This window comes from Bacillus sp. PDNC022, from assembly GCF_016919285.1.
Classification (GTDB): domain Bacteria; phylum Bacillota; class Bacilli; order Bacillales; family Bacillaceae; genus Bacillus; species Bacillus safensis.
Genome location: NZ_CP070345.1, coordinates 3,549,483 through 3,566,324, shown reverse-complemented (window position 1 = coordinate 3,566,324; position 16,842 = coordinate 3,549,483). Strand labels below are relative to the sequence as shown.

The window sequence follows — 16,842 nt, the reverse complement described above, 5'->3', positions numbered from 1 at the left end:
TTTTTAATCTTCCATAAAAATACGTTTTGCTTCGTAGTAAAGCACCTGCACAAATTTCTTCACATTGATGCGAGTGTGTTCTTCTCTTCCACTCGTCTCTTTGGTCAATTCACTCATTTTCTTTCGAACGATGGTGAAATCGAAAAATTTAGATGCGTAATTTTCAAACGTTGGATGGGAAAAATCGGTTAGCCCAAGTGATGCGATGTGTTTTAATGATTGGTTAATCGCACGCCTTACCCGCTGTTCGGCTGCCTTTGCTTCTCTTGCAATGTCTGCCGATGTGTAGGGATCACCTAATTTATCCTCCGTAATCCCATTGAAAATGATCTTTAAAGAAGGAAAGGAATCATGATGATCAGCATGCATCGCTAAATACTGGTCTGTAAACAGAATCATATCTAATAAATCTTTAGACCCCTTCTCACCAACAATACCAAGCTCCGCCAGCAAAAACTGACCAGCCTCTGCAAGACTTTTCCCCCGCTGCTTCGTTTTCGTCTGACCGCGCTGCTGAAATTGCATGACCGATTTGAGTGAGTGCTGAATATTTTCAATTGAATGCTCCAAATGAAGACGTTCAATCATAAGATGGAGGACACTTAAGACCTCTACACGATTGATTGGCTTTGTCACATAATACTCGACGCCAAGCGTATACGCCTGTCCGATTAATTCCTTTGTTTCAACCTGTGACAGCATCAGGTATTTCCCATGAAACTCATCCTTGATTGCTCGAATCGTTTCAAGCCCGTCCCTTTCCGGCATCAATAGATCAATACATAAGATATCAATGTGCAAATCATTTAAGTAGCTGGCTGTTAACTCTGCGCCATCTTCTGCTTCCCCGGCTACAAAGCCAAGCTCTTCATCTTCAATAAGCTGAGCCAGTGAAGAGCGAACGGCTTCATCATCATCAACAATAAAAAATCTCATCTCCCAATCCCCTCTTTTCTACTGACTTGATCTACTGGTATCGTTAATGTGAAAATCGTTTGTTTATTTGGGATACTCTTCATCTCAACACTTCCGCCAAGCTTCTCCGCTGTATCCTTTACATAGGCAAGCCCGATACCACTCGATGGATTCCCGACCTGGTCGTATTTCAAAGTGAAGCCTGGTTTAAAAATCACATGATGATTACGTTCTTTAATGCCAGGTCCGTTGTCGCTGATTTGAAAAATCACCTGGTTCTCTTTCTGTGAAATAGAAAGTGACACCTCTCCATTTACAGGAATGGCCTCAACAGCGTTGGATACGATGTTATTTAACAAAGATAGAATGGTATACACGTGATAGGCGGGATGCTTCCCATCTTCATCATAATGAAAGACGATGTTTTTTTTAAGAGATTCTGCGTAATTTTCATGAATGCGTATCACAAGCCCAGCGATATGAGAAGGACTCTCATAAGCCTGGAAATTTTCCTCATGAATCAGCTTTGATAAAGCAGAAAAAATTCGCTGGTTATCCTTTTTGATTTCATGCACCTCTCCTGCAATTTGCAAGGCGGTTTTACCGAGCTTTTTCAAATCCAAAGATTCCGTATCCTTTGCGTGGTGAAGGGATTGATACAATTGATAGGATGTGGCCGTAATATGCTCAGCATGTGCGAGTGTTTTATGAAAATATGTAGATTCCGTGTAAAGGTTAGACAGAAGCATCAGCAGATGTTCCCTTTCCTTTTTCATCTGACGCTCTCTCGCCTGCTCTTCATATAATCGAATCATTGTATAACAAGCCAACACGAAAAAGCTTCTGAAAATCGCCAAAACAAATAATTGAAACAGCGTCCGCACCGTTAAAATTTCATCTATGGTGCCTCGAAGTGCGATGATCTCAACAACGCTCGCGCACAGCTCCATGATGATGCCTGTCGCTCCAATCAGCCAAGGCTGATCGCGGAAACGTCTCACCTTCAATAAATAAAAGAGTGTGCCATAGACGACATAATAAAGAAGGGAAGGAAATCTTAATGAAACCGCCTCTTCCAGCGGAAGATGCCCTGTCACGGCTGTATCAATCAGCACGCGAAACGTAAAAACAGATATCCCGGCGATGATCCCGCTTGCCCATGCCGGGAATCTTTTCATTTGAAGCAGGATAAAGAAAAAGACAACGGTTCCAAAGCTGACCCGAAAGCTGTCCTCAAATGGATAAAATTTAAACTCTCCGCCGATCGGCGTTAGTACAATGAGCAGAACAATTAAATAAGGCTCTGTATTCAGCCATTTTTTCAGTAGATTCAAACGCAGTCACATCCCTAATAATTGACGATAGTATACTATGTGAGCTTAAGAAAAACAAACAAGCGCACACCGGAACTTTGCCGGTGTGCGCTTCTCATGATGCCGCTTAATCTTCTAAACGATCTTTTTCTAAAAGTGATGCGCCAGCAATACCTGGTTTTGTCATTTCAAAAGGATTTAAGATGACATCAAGCTCTTCCTCTGTTAACACATCATTTTGCAGACAAAGCTCACGTACAGATGCGCCTGTAAGAATGGCTTCTCTTGCAATTCGTGCAGCCGCTTCATAACCAATGTGCGGGTTCACCGCCGTCATGACACCGGCACTCTTTTCTACATATTCTTTTAATCTAGATTCATCTGCTTTTAGTTCACGCAAGCAGTTGTCCACGAAGGACTCGAATACATTTTTCATCATGCTGAGAGATTGAAGCAAGTTGAACACTAACACTGGTTCCATAACGTTTAGTTCAAGCTGGCCAGCCTCTGATGCAAGACAGATTGTGTGATCATTCCCAATGACTTGGAATGCCACTTGGTTCATGACCTCAGGCATAACTGGGTTGACTTTCCCTGGCATGATGGATGAACCTGGCTGTCTCGGCGGCAAGTGCAGCTCACCAAAGCCTGCTCTTGGACCAGAAGCCATCAGACGAATATCGTTCGCCATTTTAGACATGTTCATCATACATACTTTAAGCGCAGCCGATACTTCTGTATAAGCATCTGTATTTTGCGTTGCATCGACTAAGTCTTCAGCTCCAACTAACGGTAATCCGCTAATGTCAGATAGATAGCCAACCACTTGGCGAATATATTTAGGGTCCGCATTCAATCCAGTTCCAACTGCTGTTGCACCCATATTCACTTCATATAAATGCTGTCTAGACTGCTTGATACGTTTAATATCACGAGCAAGAACTTTTGCATACGCACTAAACTCTTGTCCAAGTCTGATTGGGACAGCGTCCTGAAGATGCGTGCGTCCCATTTTGATGACATGATCGAATTCCTGCGCTTTTTCAGTCATGACTTGATGCATGTTTTCCATCGTATAAAGTAGTTTTTCAATCATATTCAATGTTGAAATATGAATCGCAGTTGGGAAAACGTCGTTTGTTGACTGCGACATGTTCACATGCGTGTTTGGACTTAGCTCACTGTAAGCGCCTTTTTCCTTTCCTAGTAGTTCAAGCGCTCTGTTTGCAATGACTTCATTGGCATTCATATTCATTGAAGTGCCAGCCCCGCCTTGAATTGGATCGACAATAAATTGATTGTTCCATTTTCCTTCGATGACCTCATCTGCGGCTTGAACGATTTTTTCTCCAAGGCCAGAGTATAGTCGCTGTGTATCCATATTTGCAAGTGCGGCTGCCTTTTTGACAATCCCTAATGCTTTGATGAGTTCCTCATGAATACGGTAGCCTGTAATTGGAAAGTTCTCCACTGCACGTAATGTTTGAATTCCATAATATGCTTGAGTGTCTACTTCCTTTTCACCTAGAAAGTCTCGTTCGATTCGAACTTGCTTGTCCTGTAGCTTCGTCATTTGAAAAGATCTCCTTTTTACGCTGCTTTTGTTTGTTGCTTTAATTCCTCAATATACTTCTTCGATTTCTCTTGATCAAATACTTTTTCCCACTTAGACATGACAATGGCTGCAAGTGAGTTACCAAATACGTTAACTGTTGTACGAACCATATCAAGAAGACGGTCGATCCCAACGATGAAGGCTAATCCTTCAAGCGGCAGTCCCATAGCACCAAGAGTTGTGATGACAACAACGATCGATGCACCTGGTACACCAGCCATTCCTTTAGATGTCAGCATTAAGATTAATAGTAACGTAATTTGCTCATAGATGGAAAGCGGCATGCCGTACATTTGTGCAACAAATATCGCAGCAATCGATTGATAGATGGCACTTCCATCTAAGTTAAAGGTATAGCCTGTTGGAATAACGAACGACGTGATCGCTTTCGGGCAGCCGAACTTCTCCATTTTGTCCATTAATCTAGGCAGTACAGCTTCTGAACTTGCTGTTGAGAAAGCAAGAATGATTTCTTCTTTTAATACTCTAAATAGTGTAAAGACGCTTGTTCCAGCCATTTTGGCAATAATGCCAAGTACAACAATGACGAAGAATGCCATTGTACCGTAAACGACAAGTACCAGTTTACCTAGCGGGAGAAGCGCTCCGACCCCGAATTTGATCACCGTCACACTGATGAGCGCGAATACACCAAATGGTGCAAACTTCATCACTTTATTGGTCACCCAGAACATCGCTTCGAGTATACCCTCAAAGAATCCTAATACTGGTTTTCCTTTGTCTCCTACTGCTGCAATTCCTAATCCGAATAAGACTGTAAAGAAGATGGTTGGTAATAGATCACCTTCTGCAATAGATTGGAAAACGTTTGTTGGTACAAGATGCACCAATGTTTCAGAGAAAGTCGCTTTTTCAGAAGTAGCCTTAGATGTCTCTTCATATTTAGAGATATCGCCTTTCTCCATGTTGCTCATATCAATTCCTGTACCAGGATGGAAGACGTTTGCTGCAAGCAGTCCAACTGCTAATGCAATTGTTGTCACAATCTCGAAGTAAAGAATTGTTTTTCCTCCGAGTCTTCCGATCGTTTTCATATCTCCTACACCTGCAACTGCTACAATTAATGCAGCAATAACAATTGGAAGAACGATCATTTTAATTAAATGGATGAATATATCGCCAATCGGCGTTAACACATTAATAACGGTTTCATTTTGATAAAACAGCGCTCCCACGACAACACCCAGAACAAGTGCAATGAGTATTTGAGAAGCTAACCCTAACTTTTTCATACGTGAACCCCCTTTTATTGATAACGCTTTCTTTGTTGCTTAATCGCATCTTAACGACGAACCTACAAAAAACGACAAAAAAGAACAAAAAGAAGTGAATTTTTTATGAAAAATCTTTAAAAAGGTGGGTTTTTCCACAATATTGTAAAAAAAAGACTTCGCTTTTGGCGAAGTCTTAGAATAAATAGACAACATGTTAAAGTGATTTTGTTTTCACACGTTGTCTTCTTTTCAGCGTGATAGAAAACCTTTGAAGTCTAGGAAGGACGAGCACCAGCGCGGAGCGAATAGACATTCGTGAGCACTGGCGCACAGACCTGACAAAGAATGCGAGGGTTTGTCTACACGCCGGGACTTCGCTTTTGGCGAAGTCTTAATGATTTTGCATCTGTTCACTTGGTGGAAGTTGATTTGAATAAAATTCATCATAAATCGCATATCCAATAAGAACAAGAGCAACATAGAGCAATGCACTAACGGTCCAAACCCATTTGACATTCATCTTCATTCTGCCCCTCCCTCTCTGACTGGTTTCAATCTCTGCAATCTGAGCGCATTCAGCACAACGGAGACAGAGCTAAAGGCCATTGCCGCTCCTGCAAGCCATGGTGCAAGAAAACCAAATGCAGCGATCGGTATCCCAATACAGTTATAAGCAAGCGCCCAAAATAGATTTTGTTTAATGTTTCTCATCGTTTTTTTACTAAATTCAAGCGCATCTGCAATGGCATGGAGATCTCCTGTCATGAGCGTAATATCTGCCGCCTCCATAGCAACATCTGTCCCTGTTCCTACCGCCATCCCAATATTCGCTGTTGCCAGGGCTGGGGCATCATTGATACCGTCTCCGACCATGGCGACTTTTTTTCCTTGTTCCTGAAGTGCCGCAATGTGAGCCGCTTTTTCTTCAGGAAGCACTTCAGCAATGACATGATCAATGCCCGCCTGTTTCGCAATCGCCTCTGCTGTTAGGTTATTATCACCTGTCATCATCACAACGTGAATTCCCTGCTCTTTCAAACGAGCGATGGCTTGAGGAGAGGATGATTTGATCGTATCTGCCACTGCTACAATGCCGGCGACTTCGCCGTCAATCGCAACGAGCATAGCCGTTTTTCCTTGTTCCTCCAGCGTTGTGACAGATGCTTCAACTTGATCATATTGGATATGATGTTTCTGTAATAGCTTCCGTGTGCCAATGAAAAGCTTGTGCCCAGCGGCTATTGCTTCAATTCCATGACCTGGATCTGCTTGGAAGGCTTCAATCTCGACCGCTTCAAGACCTTGTTCCTTCATACCGTCTGTGATCGCTCGGGCAAGCGGGTGTTCCGACTGCTGTTCTGCCGAACCTGCTAGCTGCAGCAGCGTATCTTCTGTCCAATCGGCATATGCCAGCACATCTGTCAGACTAGGCTCTCCTTTTGTCACAGTCCCTGTTTTATCTAACACCACCGTATCGAGTGATTGAGTCACTTCTAAATGCTCTCCGCCTTTAAACAGAATACCTGATTCAGCCGCACGGCCGCTGCCAGCCATAATAGAGGTCGGTGTGGCAAGACCGAGCGCACACGGACATGCGATGACAATGACGGCTATAAAGGTTTCAAGTGCTGACGTCACATTTCCTGGGTCAACAAAGAAAAACCATATGAGGAATGTGAGCACAGCAATTCCTACAACAATGGGAACAAATATCCCTGATATTTGATCTGCCATTCTTTGAATCGGTGCCTTTGAGCCCTGTGCTTGCTCTACGACTCGGATAATCTGTGAAAGAGCGGTCTCTTTTCCGACTTTAGTCGCTTTTATTTTGATAAATCCATTTTTATTGATCGTTGCCCCGATGACCATATCTCCTGCTGTTTTATCAACAGGCAGACTTTCTCCTGTAATCATAGACTCATCTATTGCGGTTGTCCCCTCTATGATCTCTCCATCTACCGGCACTTTTTCCCCCGGTTTGACAAACACAAGATCATTCACTTTCACGTCAGAAATAGGCACAGTCATCTGTCTGCCATCTCGCTCGATAACCGCTTCTTTCGCCTGTAAGCCCATCAGCTTTTGAATCGCTTCTGATGATCTTCCTTTTGCTCTTGCTTCCATTAATTTTCCGAGCACGATCAACGTAATAAGAACAGCACTTGTTTCATAGTAGAGGGCTGCCTCATGTGTGCCTTGAACCGCTGACTGAATGCTTTCATATAAACTATAGAAAAACGCGGCAGATGTCCCAAGAGCGACGAGAACATCCATATTGGCACTTTTATTTCTTAAAGCCTTATACGCACCTACATAAAAGGGCCAGCCGACAATGAACTGTACCGGCGCTGCTAACGCCAGCTGTACCCATGGATTCATGAATGCTTCTGGCAGCCAAATAAAGGACGTGAAAGAAAAATGGCTGACCATTGCCCAAAGAAGCGGCAGTGACAAAATCATCGAGAATAAAAAGCGTGCCGTTTGCTTCTCTATTGCTGCTTGGCGGTGATCTTTCTTTCCTTCCTCTGCTTGATCTGCTGCTGGTTCAATTAAAGAATATCCAATAGACTGCACCGCATCTTTTATGTCATTTGTAGACGTTTGGCCCGGATAATATGTGACCTGAAGTGTCTCAAGCGCAAAATTTACAGATCCGTGATCAACACCGTCCATTCGGTTAATTTTTTTCTCGATTCGGTTTGCACAAGCCGCACACGTCATTCCCTCTATATCAAATTCTGCTTGCTCCATCACCACATCATAGCCAAGAGATTGAACTTTTCGCTTCAAATCATCTTGGGTTAGCTTCTCTGTTTCATAGACGATATGGGAAGTTTCAAGCGCCAAATTCACACTGGCATCCTCCACACCTTCCAGCCTGTTCAATCCCTTTTCGATGCGCCCTGCACAAGCCGCACAGGTTATCCCCGTAATTTGAAAGTCAATTTCTTTTTTCATTGATCTCACCTCTCCACATACTCCATGGGGGTATTATATTTTGAAAAAAATACGTGCTGTTTTGCAGCACGTATGTTCATTTATACGACATCATATCCCTGTTCTTCAATTACATCAGAGATACGGTGCAACGTGACTTGATCTGGGTGAAATGAAACCTCTACCTGTCCTTTGTCTAAATGGACTTTCACAGATTCAACACCTGCTAGTTCTCCTACATTTCCTTCGACTGCTTTCACGCAATGTCCGCAAGACATGCCCTGCACTTGAAGTGTTGCTTGTTCCACTTCTCATCGCCTCCATCAATCATTTTCTACAATTTACTATACCCTAGTAGGGTATCAATGTAAACATAAATGCTACGATTTTGTCAGTTTCGTAAAGACCGTCATTAACTCTTCAATGGCTTCATCCCCATTGCCGCTCTTGATAGCATCTGCAACACAATGATGTGTATGCTTTTCCATCAAATGAAGACTGACTTTTTTCAAAGCTGCATTGACTGCGGAGATTTGATTCACAACATCTATACAGTAACGATCGTTTTCAATCATTTGCTGAATCCCGCGAACTTGTCCTTCCACTCGTTTCAAGCGATTGATCAATTGGTCCTTTTCCTTCTCGGCTCTAGGCGAAGCCATATGTCTTTCTTCATGTTCTGTCATGTGATCACCTTTTTTCCATTATGACTTGTCTTTACCTAAATTAAAGCATATCTCCACTGGAAAAGGCAAAGATATGCTGAGTACCACATATAAAGCTATGTGTTTGTCCTAATTTGTTAATTGTTCGATATCCTGCAAAAGATTGACGGATTGCTGAAGCTGTTTCATCAATCCCTGCTGATTCTCCAGTATGGCGGCAACATCGATATCGCCTGCTTTCAATTGCTGTAAATACGTTTGGATCTCCGCTGACAGCACTTTATTTTTTTCAATGATTTGCGCATGCAGGTCTTCTGCCATTTTTGGCGCTGTGACTTCATTAAAATCTTGAATGTCTGCCTTCAATGATTCAAGCTGCTGCGTTAATTCTGCCTTTTTGGCGGCGTTTTGCACAGCTTCTTCAGCGAGCTTTGGAAAATCCTCTGTAAATTGCTGAATGTCTGTCACATAGTCATTCGCCTCAGTAACATATGTCGTTGTATCGTTGACCTGATCAAGCAAGCCGGAGCACCCGCTTAATACAAGCGTTCCGGAAAATAGACAAGCCATCACGTATTTTTTCAAGATCGATCATCCTTTCATCTGTAGGATTAAAAGCATCATTTGTTCCGCTTCCCTATCACACAGATGCAAAAAGACATTAAAAATAGCCAGACCTTTGCCTCATGTGTGATAGGCAAAGGTCTGGCTAACATTGTTCATGCCGGAATGGCCGAGAAACAACGAATGTTTCTGTAGTGACGACCAAACCGTAAAAGCTACTCCCCTTTAGGAAACCGTTCAAATGTTATGTTTATCATATCGAATGTCAGGACAACAGTCAATGCGGAAGATCCTGCTCTTGATACAGCACATGGCCCTTACCAGTTGATGCATAAATCCGGTTCCGTCCTTGGCGTTTTGACATATACAAGGCCTGATCCGCTTCAAATAGAAGTGTTTCTAATACACAAGGATCATTGGCTGTATGAGCAATTCCAAAGCTCGCTGTCACTCGCACTTTTTCCTCATCATTCTGAAAGAAACTTGCTTCAAACGAATGTCTTATTTGTTCCGCGATATGACAAGCCTCTTTAAATGACTGATGCGGCAGACAAATGGCAAACTCTTCTCCCCCATATCGTCCAAATAAATCATCCATTTGTAAATGCTCCTGACAAATAGAGACAACATGACGCAGCGCTTCATCCCCGATATGATGTCCATGTGTGTCATTGATTTGTTTAAAGAAATCAATATCAAACAGCATAATAGCGGTATCCTGCGCATCCTCTTCCAGGATCATCTGCGTTCGTTCGATGAAAGAAGAACGATTGAATATATTCGTCAAACCATCAATATACGCACGACGCTCCAGCTCTTCCTGCAGCAAACGCTGCTCTGTTACATCACTGATCACTATTTGCCTGCCCTCAATCTCTCCTCTTCTATTAAATAGCGACGAAGCAGTCAGATGATAATAATAGGACTGGTCTTTTTCCTTTTTCCACATTAAATCATATTGCGAATGATCCTGCGGAGAGCGCAGCCATTGAATAAACGCTGAATCTTTGATGATTTCTGAGAAAATATCATCGATTTTATAGCCAATTCCCTTTTTATTCTCAAGTGCCGGAATAATCGTGGCAGCAGCGGGGTTGTAATCAATGAGTGTCCGATATCGATCTAAAATTAGAACCCCTTCAGACATATGCTCAAACACACGCTCCATTGCAATAGGAGACAGCTTAAAGAGCTGGAACGACATAATCGCCCATAAATAGAGTGCGTTTGTTAAAAACATCACCACTGGGACCGGATCAATATGAAGAGGTGTAACGCCTAATAAATAAATAAAAGAAGTCATAATTGGTAATAACATTCCCACTAACAGTATCAGAATCTGCTTTAAATATTCTTTTTTAGTGACACGTAAAAACCAAAACAGCATAAAGATAGCGAGCATCGAACAGCCAAACGTATAAACGCCATGAATGATATACCAATAGCCAATCGTAAAATCAGCCAATAAAAACCCATCTACTGGATTCATCGTGATGCCTCGATAAAAGAGTGAATGTAAAGAGTTGGTGAACACCATAATGGTTGTGAGAGTTGGAATCAATAAGATGAGAAGCACGCGGCGCTTTGTGAAATATTGATGGAACCCCGTAAATTGCAGCACAATCAGCAGACTGAGCGGCGCGATAAACGGAAGACCTATGTATTGAAAACAAACCCAGAACATGATTTCTCCAGGGGTACGAGCCAATAATTCAAACGTATGCCCAAAGATATAAATCGCAGTTGCTCCAGACATGTACATAAACAATTGACAGCCAATATACCGATGGCGGTTTGCATGAGCAATGATTGATAATATCACGGACAGAATGCCAGAAACACTCATGATCACAATAAAATGTAAAACAATCGAATCCATGTAAACGCCCCAATTTCAGTTATTTAGAACTAGTCTAATCTTACTATATATGAGGACGTCAAAAATGGGAAGATGTGATTTTAATTGGTTGGGGGTTTTTTGTAAAGTTTCGGGAGTTATCTGTTGGTGATCCCTTTTATTTTCACTACTTTTTGCTTAATTTGAGATAGAGGTATGTTGCGTTCGGAGAAATATCTGTGGGGATGAATGGAGAGGAGACGCGAAAGGAATATGACTTTTTGGATGATCATGACGGGGCTGTTTATACTGATTCTTTTGAAGAAACCGTTTGAAAAGAGAAGTTCTGGATTGTTATTTTTGATCAGTTATTTACTGCTGATTGCGGTTTATGTGATTCAGACAACGTTTATGGAACTTGTGCCGAATGGATTTTTGATGATGATTGCGGTGGTTGTCGCTTTTCCTTTGTTTGTTCGGTTGGTGTCTTCTTTGAGAAACCGTACATAAGAAAAGAGATGCCAGATCTGACATCTCTTTTTCTGCTGTGAACCAAGTTCGGTTTTGATCCTTTAAAAGGTTCCAGCATTATTTTTCTAAATCAAGGTTTTGATTTATCCTTTGTTGCATTTTTAGCTTTCTCATCTTCAATTTTACTAACCTCTGCTTTTGCAAGAACCATCTCTTCTAATGCTTTCTTCATCCTAGAATCTATGAAATTCAAATCATCACCGTCTACCTTATCTTGCTTTGCAACCTTTAAAATATCTTTGAAAATCGGCTCTAAGTTGTCATCTGTTTTCACTAAGTAACTATTTACCTTTTTATACGTATCTGGAACTTTGTTTTCATTTTCTTTGGCTTCGTTAAGTAATTCTCGCAGGCTTTCAATTTTCTTCTCAAGTTCACTAGCCCATTCTTTATCATAAACATCATCCATTGGAACTAATGAAAAAAAGAAAGGCATAATTCTATCTTCAAAACGTTTTAAATACCCCTTATACCATGCAGCATATTCTTTATCGGTCATCTTTTCAATTTTTTCTTGTTTTACCGGCGTTTTATTTGACGATGAACCGTTTGCTGCTTCATTTTTACCGCATGCTGTGCTCAGCATCAATGTAAATACTAGAAGAAATATTGAAAGCACTGTCCTTTTGTTTGTCTTCATGTGTGAATTACTCCTTATCCTTTGAGACTTTTTCTACTTCGTCATCGGCTTTGGCAGTTTGATCGTATGCTTTGTCGAGTCTTTTCGAAATGTTATCCAGTGATTCAAGATTAAGATTTTCAAGTGCTTTCGGTGTTTCTTCTACGGCATATTGATATCCTTTGTTTGCTTTTAGCAAATACTCATGTGCTTTTTTATAAGCACCAGGAACGTTTTTCTTTTCATTACCCTCATCAATGACTTTTTGTACATCAAAAAGTGACTTCTCGACAGATCCAAGCCATTCATCATTACCTGCATCAATTGCCACCATCTTTTTAGCAAACGCAAGCATTGTGTCTTCAATATCACTTCTGTAATTTTCATACCACTCGGCATATTCTTTTTCTGCCTTTTGGTTGCTGCACGCTGTACCGAATACCATCAGCACGGCAAGCATAATCATCATTGCAGTCTTTACTTTGTTCACTGAGATAAACTCCTTCTGCATTCCTGCTGTTATTTTCAAGCTTTAAGTTTAATAAAACTCACTCACTAATATATGGTGTAACATCCCTAGATTTCATCGGTTAAAAGATAGTTATATTTAGCTATTCATTCAATTTATTAGTAAAAAGATTCCCTTTGGCTTTTCTGTTAAAAAAAAGCATAAAAAAAGACGCTATCAATAGCATCTTCTTGTATTTAATCTCAATTTTTATGTAGCCATACCCGCATCAAGGGCTTTTAAACCCTTGATGCGACTGCATTCTAAAAGTTTTGATGGAGACGGTGAGGGTCTATTAGATGGGGTTCGTATGTTTGTAATATTCATTAGATACGTTGACTATTCAATGTTTTTGTTTATTATTAGCTGAGCAAAATAAAATAATGTTTTTAAACTTTTAATGCCAAAATGATGCCACAAAACCCTCACTTTAAACATTATCCCCTGTTAATATGATAAACTGATATGGAAATTATTTGATATGGAGGGTTAATATTGAATTACTTTAAAACTTTTCTCTTTTTGATTTTATGTGCCTTATTCTTATCTGCTTGTGGCAAAGCAGAAAACACATCTACAAGTAACTCCAGTAAAAAAGAAGAAAGCACTGAAACTAAAAAAAAATTAAACGTAAAGATTACTTTGGATAAAGAAATCACAAACAATAAAATTATTATCCTTAGTGGGAAGAGCAATTTGCCTAAAGACACAAAACTAAGGATCCGTCTTGATCACAAAGATTCTCATAAAAATTCAATAATTAATTTAAGTGTTCAAAAGGATGGATCTTTCGAGTATAAATTCTTTAATGAAGGTGACAGAATATTTGATGAAGGGAAATATATTATATATGTCGAAACACTTCCGGTTCTTGAACAAACTGAAGTTGTTCAAGAGATTTTTGGAGATAAGGGAACTAACCTCACTGGTACACAGATTAGCGGAGACTCAGAACTAAAAGCTACTGCTGAAATAAATTTAAAAATAAACAATTCTGAAGTTATATCTGAAGAGGAAACTTTGCCTAAAGATAAAGTTGCAGAGGAAGAGAAAAATGAAGCCTATACCTCAGAAGAAGTTGAAGATAACAGTAAAGAAGATGAGATAGATATGTTAAAAGATGATGCGGAAATAGAAATCGAAACAATTATCGAAGAGAACTATAAAACCACATCGATTGAAAAAATTGAAATTAACGAAGATATGGGTTCAAATGAGAATAATAAATTAATAGCTCTTGTTTACTTGTCATTTGACGCGTTGAACACAAGTAAAACCGCTTATAACATGGTTGAAATGTATAGTGATGACTTAGCTGCAAACATTGGTAAAGATAATGATACAGTCAATCAGATAGCTGTATTTTGGAAAGTTCCTTATATAGATGAAGAAGAAACAGTGGCTAAATTCTCGTATGAACGTTCAGGAGAACAAATGAAAATTACCGATAAAGTATCTTCTTTAAAATGACCCTTCAAGTTGAAGGGTTAATCGAACCTACATTCTTTTTGTAAGAGGGTATAACGTGTCGAATCTTGAAAGGAAGTTATACCTATACCGAATCATTTATAATATGAGCCGATTTTGCAAGAACCCTTCGATGGATGACCTTAAAAAGAAAACGGGTAAAGATGAACTCGCGATCCTTAAGGCTGTTAAAAACCTGATGTCTAGAAATGAAATAGAATGTGATAAAGAGAAGCATGAGTGGAAGTTCAAGTAATGTAAAAAGCCGTCCAGGTGGACGGCCAATTTTACATATTAATCTTATTCATATTGAGCAGGAGCAATTTTGGCTACTGGCGCACCACAAAATAGCATGAATACGAATACCACGCTCGGCTTAATTGCAAGGCCCATACCGCCTATGTATACTGCCACTGTCATCCAATCTCCCTTATCTATTGCTTTTTGCAGATGCTTTAAAGTACCTTTAGCGATACCAACTGCATCTTCAATACATCTCGTAACAGTGTTGCTTTGAGTGACCACATCTTGGTTCATGTATTTTGCAAAAGCGATCATTCCATCTTTTTCTGCATCTGTATAAGGTGATTTTGCAAGCTGTTCTTCATTAATGATGAAGCCTTTTTCTTTATCAGAAATGATAATCTTTGTGAAGATGTATTCAATTTCTTTTAAAGACGCCTCAATTTGCTCTTCTGTCAAACCTTCTAATCCCTTTGTACTTTGCGTCTTTGCAGAAGCAGCTGGAGCAAAGGCAGTCACAGCCAGAACCAATGCTAACATTAAAAAAACCAATCTTTTCATATTAACTCCCCCTTTTTTCAACTCAAAATTACTTTATCATACTTTTATGTAAAATAAAGGGTTTTAAGAGAAAGTTAAACCTCTCAGACATAATCAAACAAAAAGCGACATATTACGCCCACAAGTTTAAAGATAAAAACGAGAGAAAATAAATTACCATGCCCAACATTACAAAAAATTTAAGGAAATTTTCATACTTTGTAAGAGGGCGCTCTTTTTTTGTTTTGATTAGTTTCCAATAAAGAGCGTATCCAGAGAAGAAAAGAATTAATTGACCCAGTCTTGAAGCGTTCTCTAATATATCTATGCCATTCATTATAGTTCACCTCCCAAATCAGAGAAAAATCAGACATTCTACACATCTACTTTTCATGTATATCCAAGGTAATTTCAATTCATTATCTCAAATTTCCTTTCACCTTCCAACATTTATGTAAAAATAAGTAATAAGAAGCATTACACAAGATAGATGTATCCCTCCTTTCTCTACGTGTTTTTTTGATATTCCAAAAATACGGTTGATAAATAGGTGAACTTGAAGTAACTGAATTAACACAAAAAACCCCTCCAAAAAAATGGAGGAGTTCTGAGAAACACTAAACAATTATAGCCACATATACCCTTCCAAACAAAAGGAAGTTGTAGCTTTTATGAAAGAAGAAGTTTTCTAAAATATTGCCAGACCCCAAATCAAGGGTATTCCAACCCTTGATACGGCTGCATTCTAAAAATTTTATGGAGACGGTGGGAGTCGAACCCACGTCCAGAGACATCGATTACTTAAGCGTCTACGAGCGTAGTCAACATATTTACGTGTTCACTCATCCTCATGCCTGCTGACGGGCGCTTGGAGAGCTAGTCTGATGGATCTCTTCTTACGTCCTCAGACGGAAACGTAAGCGTAGCCTACTTCATTGGGCTCCTCACAGACACATAGGCGATGTCAGGAAGAGCTCGCTGCGCTTATTAGGCAGCTAGTGCTAAGTTTTGGTTAAAACTTTTAGTTTTGCCAGTTACATTTAAGTGCGTGTTAACGAGATCGCCTCTCGGCTCGCAGCCTAAGCTCGAACCATCCCTGTCGAATCCGTAACGTCCCCTTGTAAAAGGGATATACGGGATGGAAGTTCAGCTTCACTGCTTCCGTATATAACTATTATAACAATCTCCTCGCTCGAAACAACTGGTGGTTTCTGTAAAAACAGCGAGATTGTTTACTGCATAACATATTGTAGCATAATGCTTCCGCTCTCAGCAAGCCATCTGCATCAGGCTAGAATTGCTTTTGACGATCGCGGAAGGCACGTTCGATTTCACGTTTTGCATCTTTTTTCTTCAGATCTTCACGTTTATCGTATTTCTTTTTCCCTTTCCCAATTCCAATCAGCACTTTGGCAAAGCCATTTTTCAAATATAGTTTCAGAGGCACAAGTGAGTATCCCTCTTCCTTTGTCGCACCAATCAATTTGCTGATTTGCTTACGATGAAGCAGCAGCTTTCTCGTTCTCAGCGGATCATGGTTATAACGGTTTCCCTGCTCGTATGGGCTCACGTGCATGTTATGAAGAAACACTTCTCCTCGCTCGATTTTGGCAAAGGAATCTTTTAAATTCACTTTTCCAGCACGAATCGATTTGATTTCAGTTCCTTGTAATACAAGGCCGGCTTCATATGTTTCTTCTATAAAATAATCATGATTTGCTTTTTTGTTTTGGGAAACAACCTTTCCCTCTCCCTTTGGCATTGGCGTACACCCTCCTTTTGACACAAACACGGTCCAAATCGTACGGATTATTTTATCAAACAATCCAGCTTTCGACAATGCTGACGCCATG

Annotated in this window: 17 protein-coding genes and 1 other RNA gene; 3 read left to right on the top strand and 15 right to left on the bottom strand. The window is 40.3% G+C overall.

Features of this window, described 5'->3' with window-relative positions:
- Positions 1-3 precede the first annotated feature (3 nt).
- From JVX94_RS18125 to JVX94_RS18085, 10 genes are all read right to left on the bottom strand, one after another.
- Positions 4-936 (bottom strand): response regulator, encoded by a 933-nt coding sequence (locus JVX94_RS18125; RefSeq protein WP_095409570.1) that lies wholly within the window; start codon positions 934-936, stop codon positions 4-6.
- The gene (locus tag JVX94_RS18120) at positions 933-2,249 is read right to left on the bottom strand and encodes an ATP-binding protein (protein WP_205184025.1); all 1,317 of its coding nucleotides are present in this window, start codon (positions 2,247-2,249) and stop codon (positions 933-935) included. Before JVX94_RS18120 ends, JVX94_RS18125 begins: the two co-directional genes overlap by 4 nt.
- Before the next feature lie 106 nt (positions 2,250-2,355).
- Positions 2,356-3,801, bottom strand: a complete 1,446-nt coding sequence (aspA, locus tag JVX94_RS18115) for an aspartate ammonia-lyase (protein ID WP_144472108.1) — start codon at positions 3,799-3,801, stop codon at positions 2,356-2,358.
- Positions 3,802-3,818: 17 nt separating this feature from the next.
- Positions 3,819-5,096: a cation:dicarboxylate symporter family transporter gene (locus JVX94_RS18110; RefSeq protein WP_095409572.1), complete on the bottom strand. Its 1,278-nt coding sequence runs from the start codon at positions 5,094-5,096 to the stop codon at positions 3,819-3,821.
- A 373-nt stretch (positions 5,097-5,469) separates the two neighbouring features.
- Positions 5,470-5,604 carry a hypothetical protein gene (locus tag JVX94_RS19730; RefSeq protein WP_269195640.1) on the bottom strand — a complete coding sequence of 45 codons (135 nt, stop codon included), beginning with the start codon at positions 5,602-5,604 and terminating at the stop codon, positions 5,470-5,472.
- Complete coding sequence (locus JVX94_RS18105) at positions 5,601-8,036, bottom strand: heavy metal translocating P-type ATPase (RefSeq protein WP_205184023.1); 2,436 nt, start codon at positions 8,034-8,036, stop codon at positions 5,601-5,603. Before JVX94_RS18105 ends, JVX94_RS19730 begins: the two co-directional genes overlap by 4 nt.
- 80 nt (positions 8,037-8,116) lie before the next feature.
- A complete protein-coding gene (gene copZ / locus JVX94_RS18100; protein WP_024423475.1) occupies positions 8,117-8,323 on the bottom strand; it encodes a copper chaperone CopZ in 207 nt (68 codons plus the stop codon).
- Positions 8,324-8,395: 72 nt separating this feature from the next.
- A complete protein-coding gene (locus JVX94_RS18095) occupies positions 8,396-8,701 on the bottom strand; it encodes a metal-sensing transcriptional repressor (protein WP_012011272.1) in 306 nt (101 codons plus the stop codon).
- A gap of 108 nt (positions 8,702-8,809) precedes the next feature.
- On the bottom strand, positions 8,810-9,265 hold the full coding sequence (locus tag JVX94_RS18090; RefSeq protein ID WP_205184021.1) for a DUF6376 family protein: 456 nt from the start codon (positions 9,263-9,265) through the stop codon (positions 8,810-8,812).
- A 256-nt stretch (positions 9,266-9,521) separates the two neighbouring features.
- Positions 9,522-11,123, bottom strand: a complete 1,602-nt coding sequence (locus tag JVX94_RS18085; protein WP_205184019.1) for a histidine kinase N-terminal 7TM domain-containing diguanylate cyclase — start codon at positions 11,121-11,123, stop codon at positions 9,522-9,524.
- Between the two features lie 231 nt (positions 11,124-11,354).
- Here JVX94_RS18085 and JVX94_RS18080 point away from each other — a divergent pair, with 231 nt between their 5' ends.
- On the top strand, positions 11,355-11,591 hold the full coding sequence (locus JVX94_RS18080) for a hypothetical protein (RefSeq protein WP_197197669.1): 237 nt from the start codon (positions 11,355-11,357) through the stop codon (positions 11,589-11,591).
- A gap of 91 nt (positions 11,592-11,682) precedes the next feature.
- Here the strand turns inward: JVX94_RS18080 and JVX94_RS18075 are convergent, their stop codons facing one another.
- Both JVX94_RS18075 and JVX94_RS18070 read right to left on the bottom strand, forming a co-directional pair.
- A complete protein-coding gene (locus JVX94_RS18075) occupies positions 11,683-12,252 on the bottom strand; it encodes a hypothetical protein (protein ID WP_197197668.1) in 570 nt (189 codons plus the stop codon).
- A 7-nt stretch (positions 12,253-12,259) separates the two neighbouring features.
- Positions 12,260-12,721: a hypothetical protein gene (locus JVX94_RS18070; RefSeq protein WP_223251026.1), complete on the bottom strand. Its 462-nt coding sequence runs from the start codon at positions 12,719-12,721 to the stop codon at positions 12,260-12,262.
- Between the two features lie 513 nt (positions 12,722-13,234).
- On the opposite strand from JVX94_RS18070, the gene JVX94_RS18065 reads away from it, so the two are divergent.
- Positions 13,235-14,209, top strand: coding sequence for a hypothetical protein (locus tag JVX94_RS18065; RefSeq protein WP_197197667.1), 975 nt, complete (start codon positions 13,235-13,237; stop codon positions 14,207-14,209).
- Positions 14,210-14,264: 55 nt separating this feature from the next.
- Entirely contained in the window at positions 14,265-14,462 is a 198-nt protein-coding gene (locus tag JVX94_RS19645; RefSeq protein ID WP_240193785.1) for a hypothetical protein, read from the top strand.
- A gap of 44 nt (positions 14,463-14,506) precedes the next feature.
- On the opposite strand, the gene JVX94_RS18060 is transcribed toward JVX94_RS19645, so the two are convergent.
- From JVX94_RS18060 to smpB, 3 genes are all read right to left on the bottom strand, one after another.
- Entirely contained in the window at positions 14,507-15,010 is a 504-nt protein-coding gene (locus tag JVX94_RS18060) for a hypothetical protein (RefSeq protein ID WP_197197666.1), read from the bottom strand.
- 733 nt (positions 15,011-15,743) lie between these two features.
- Positions 15,744-16,107: a transfer-messenger RNA gene (gene ssrA / locus JVX94_RS18055) on the bottom strand.
- Between the two features lie 173 nt (positions 16,108-16,280).
- Positions 16,281-16,751, bottom strand: coding sequence for an SsrA-binding protein SmpB (gene smpB / locus JVX94_RS18050; protein ID WP_012011279.1), 471 nt, complete (start codon positions 16,749-16,751; stop codon positions 16,281-16,283).
- Positions 16,752-16,842: the final 91 nt, after the last annotated feature.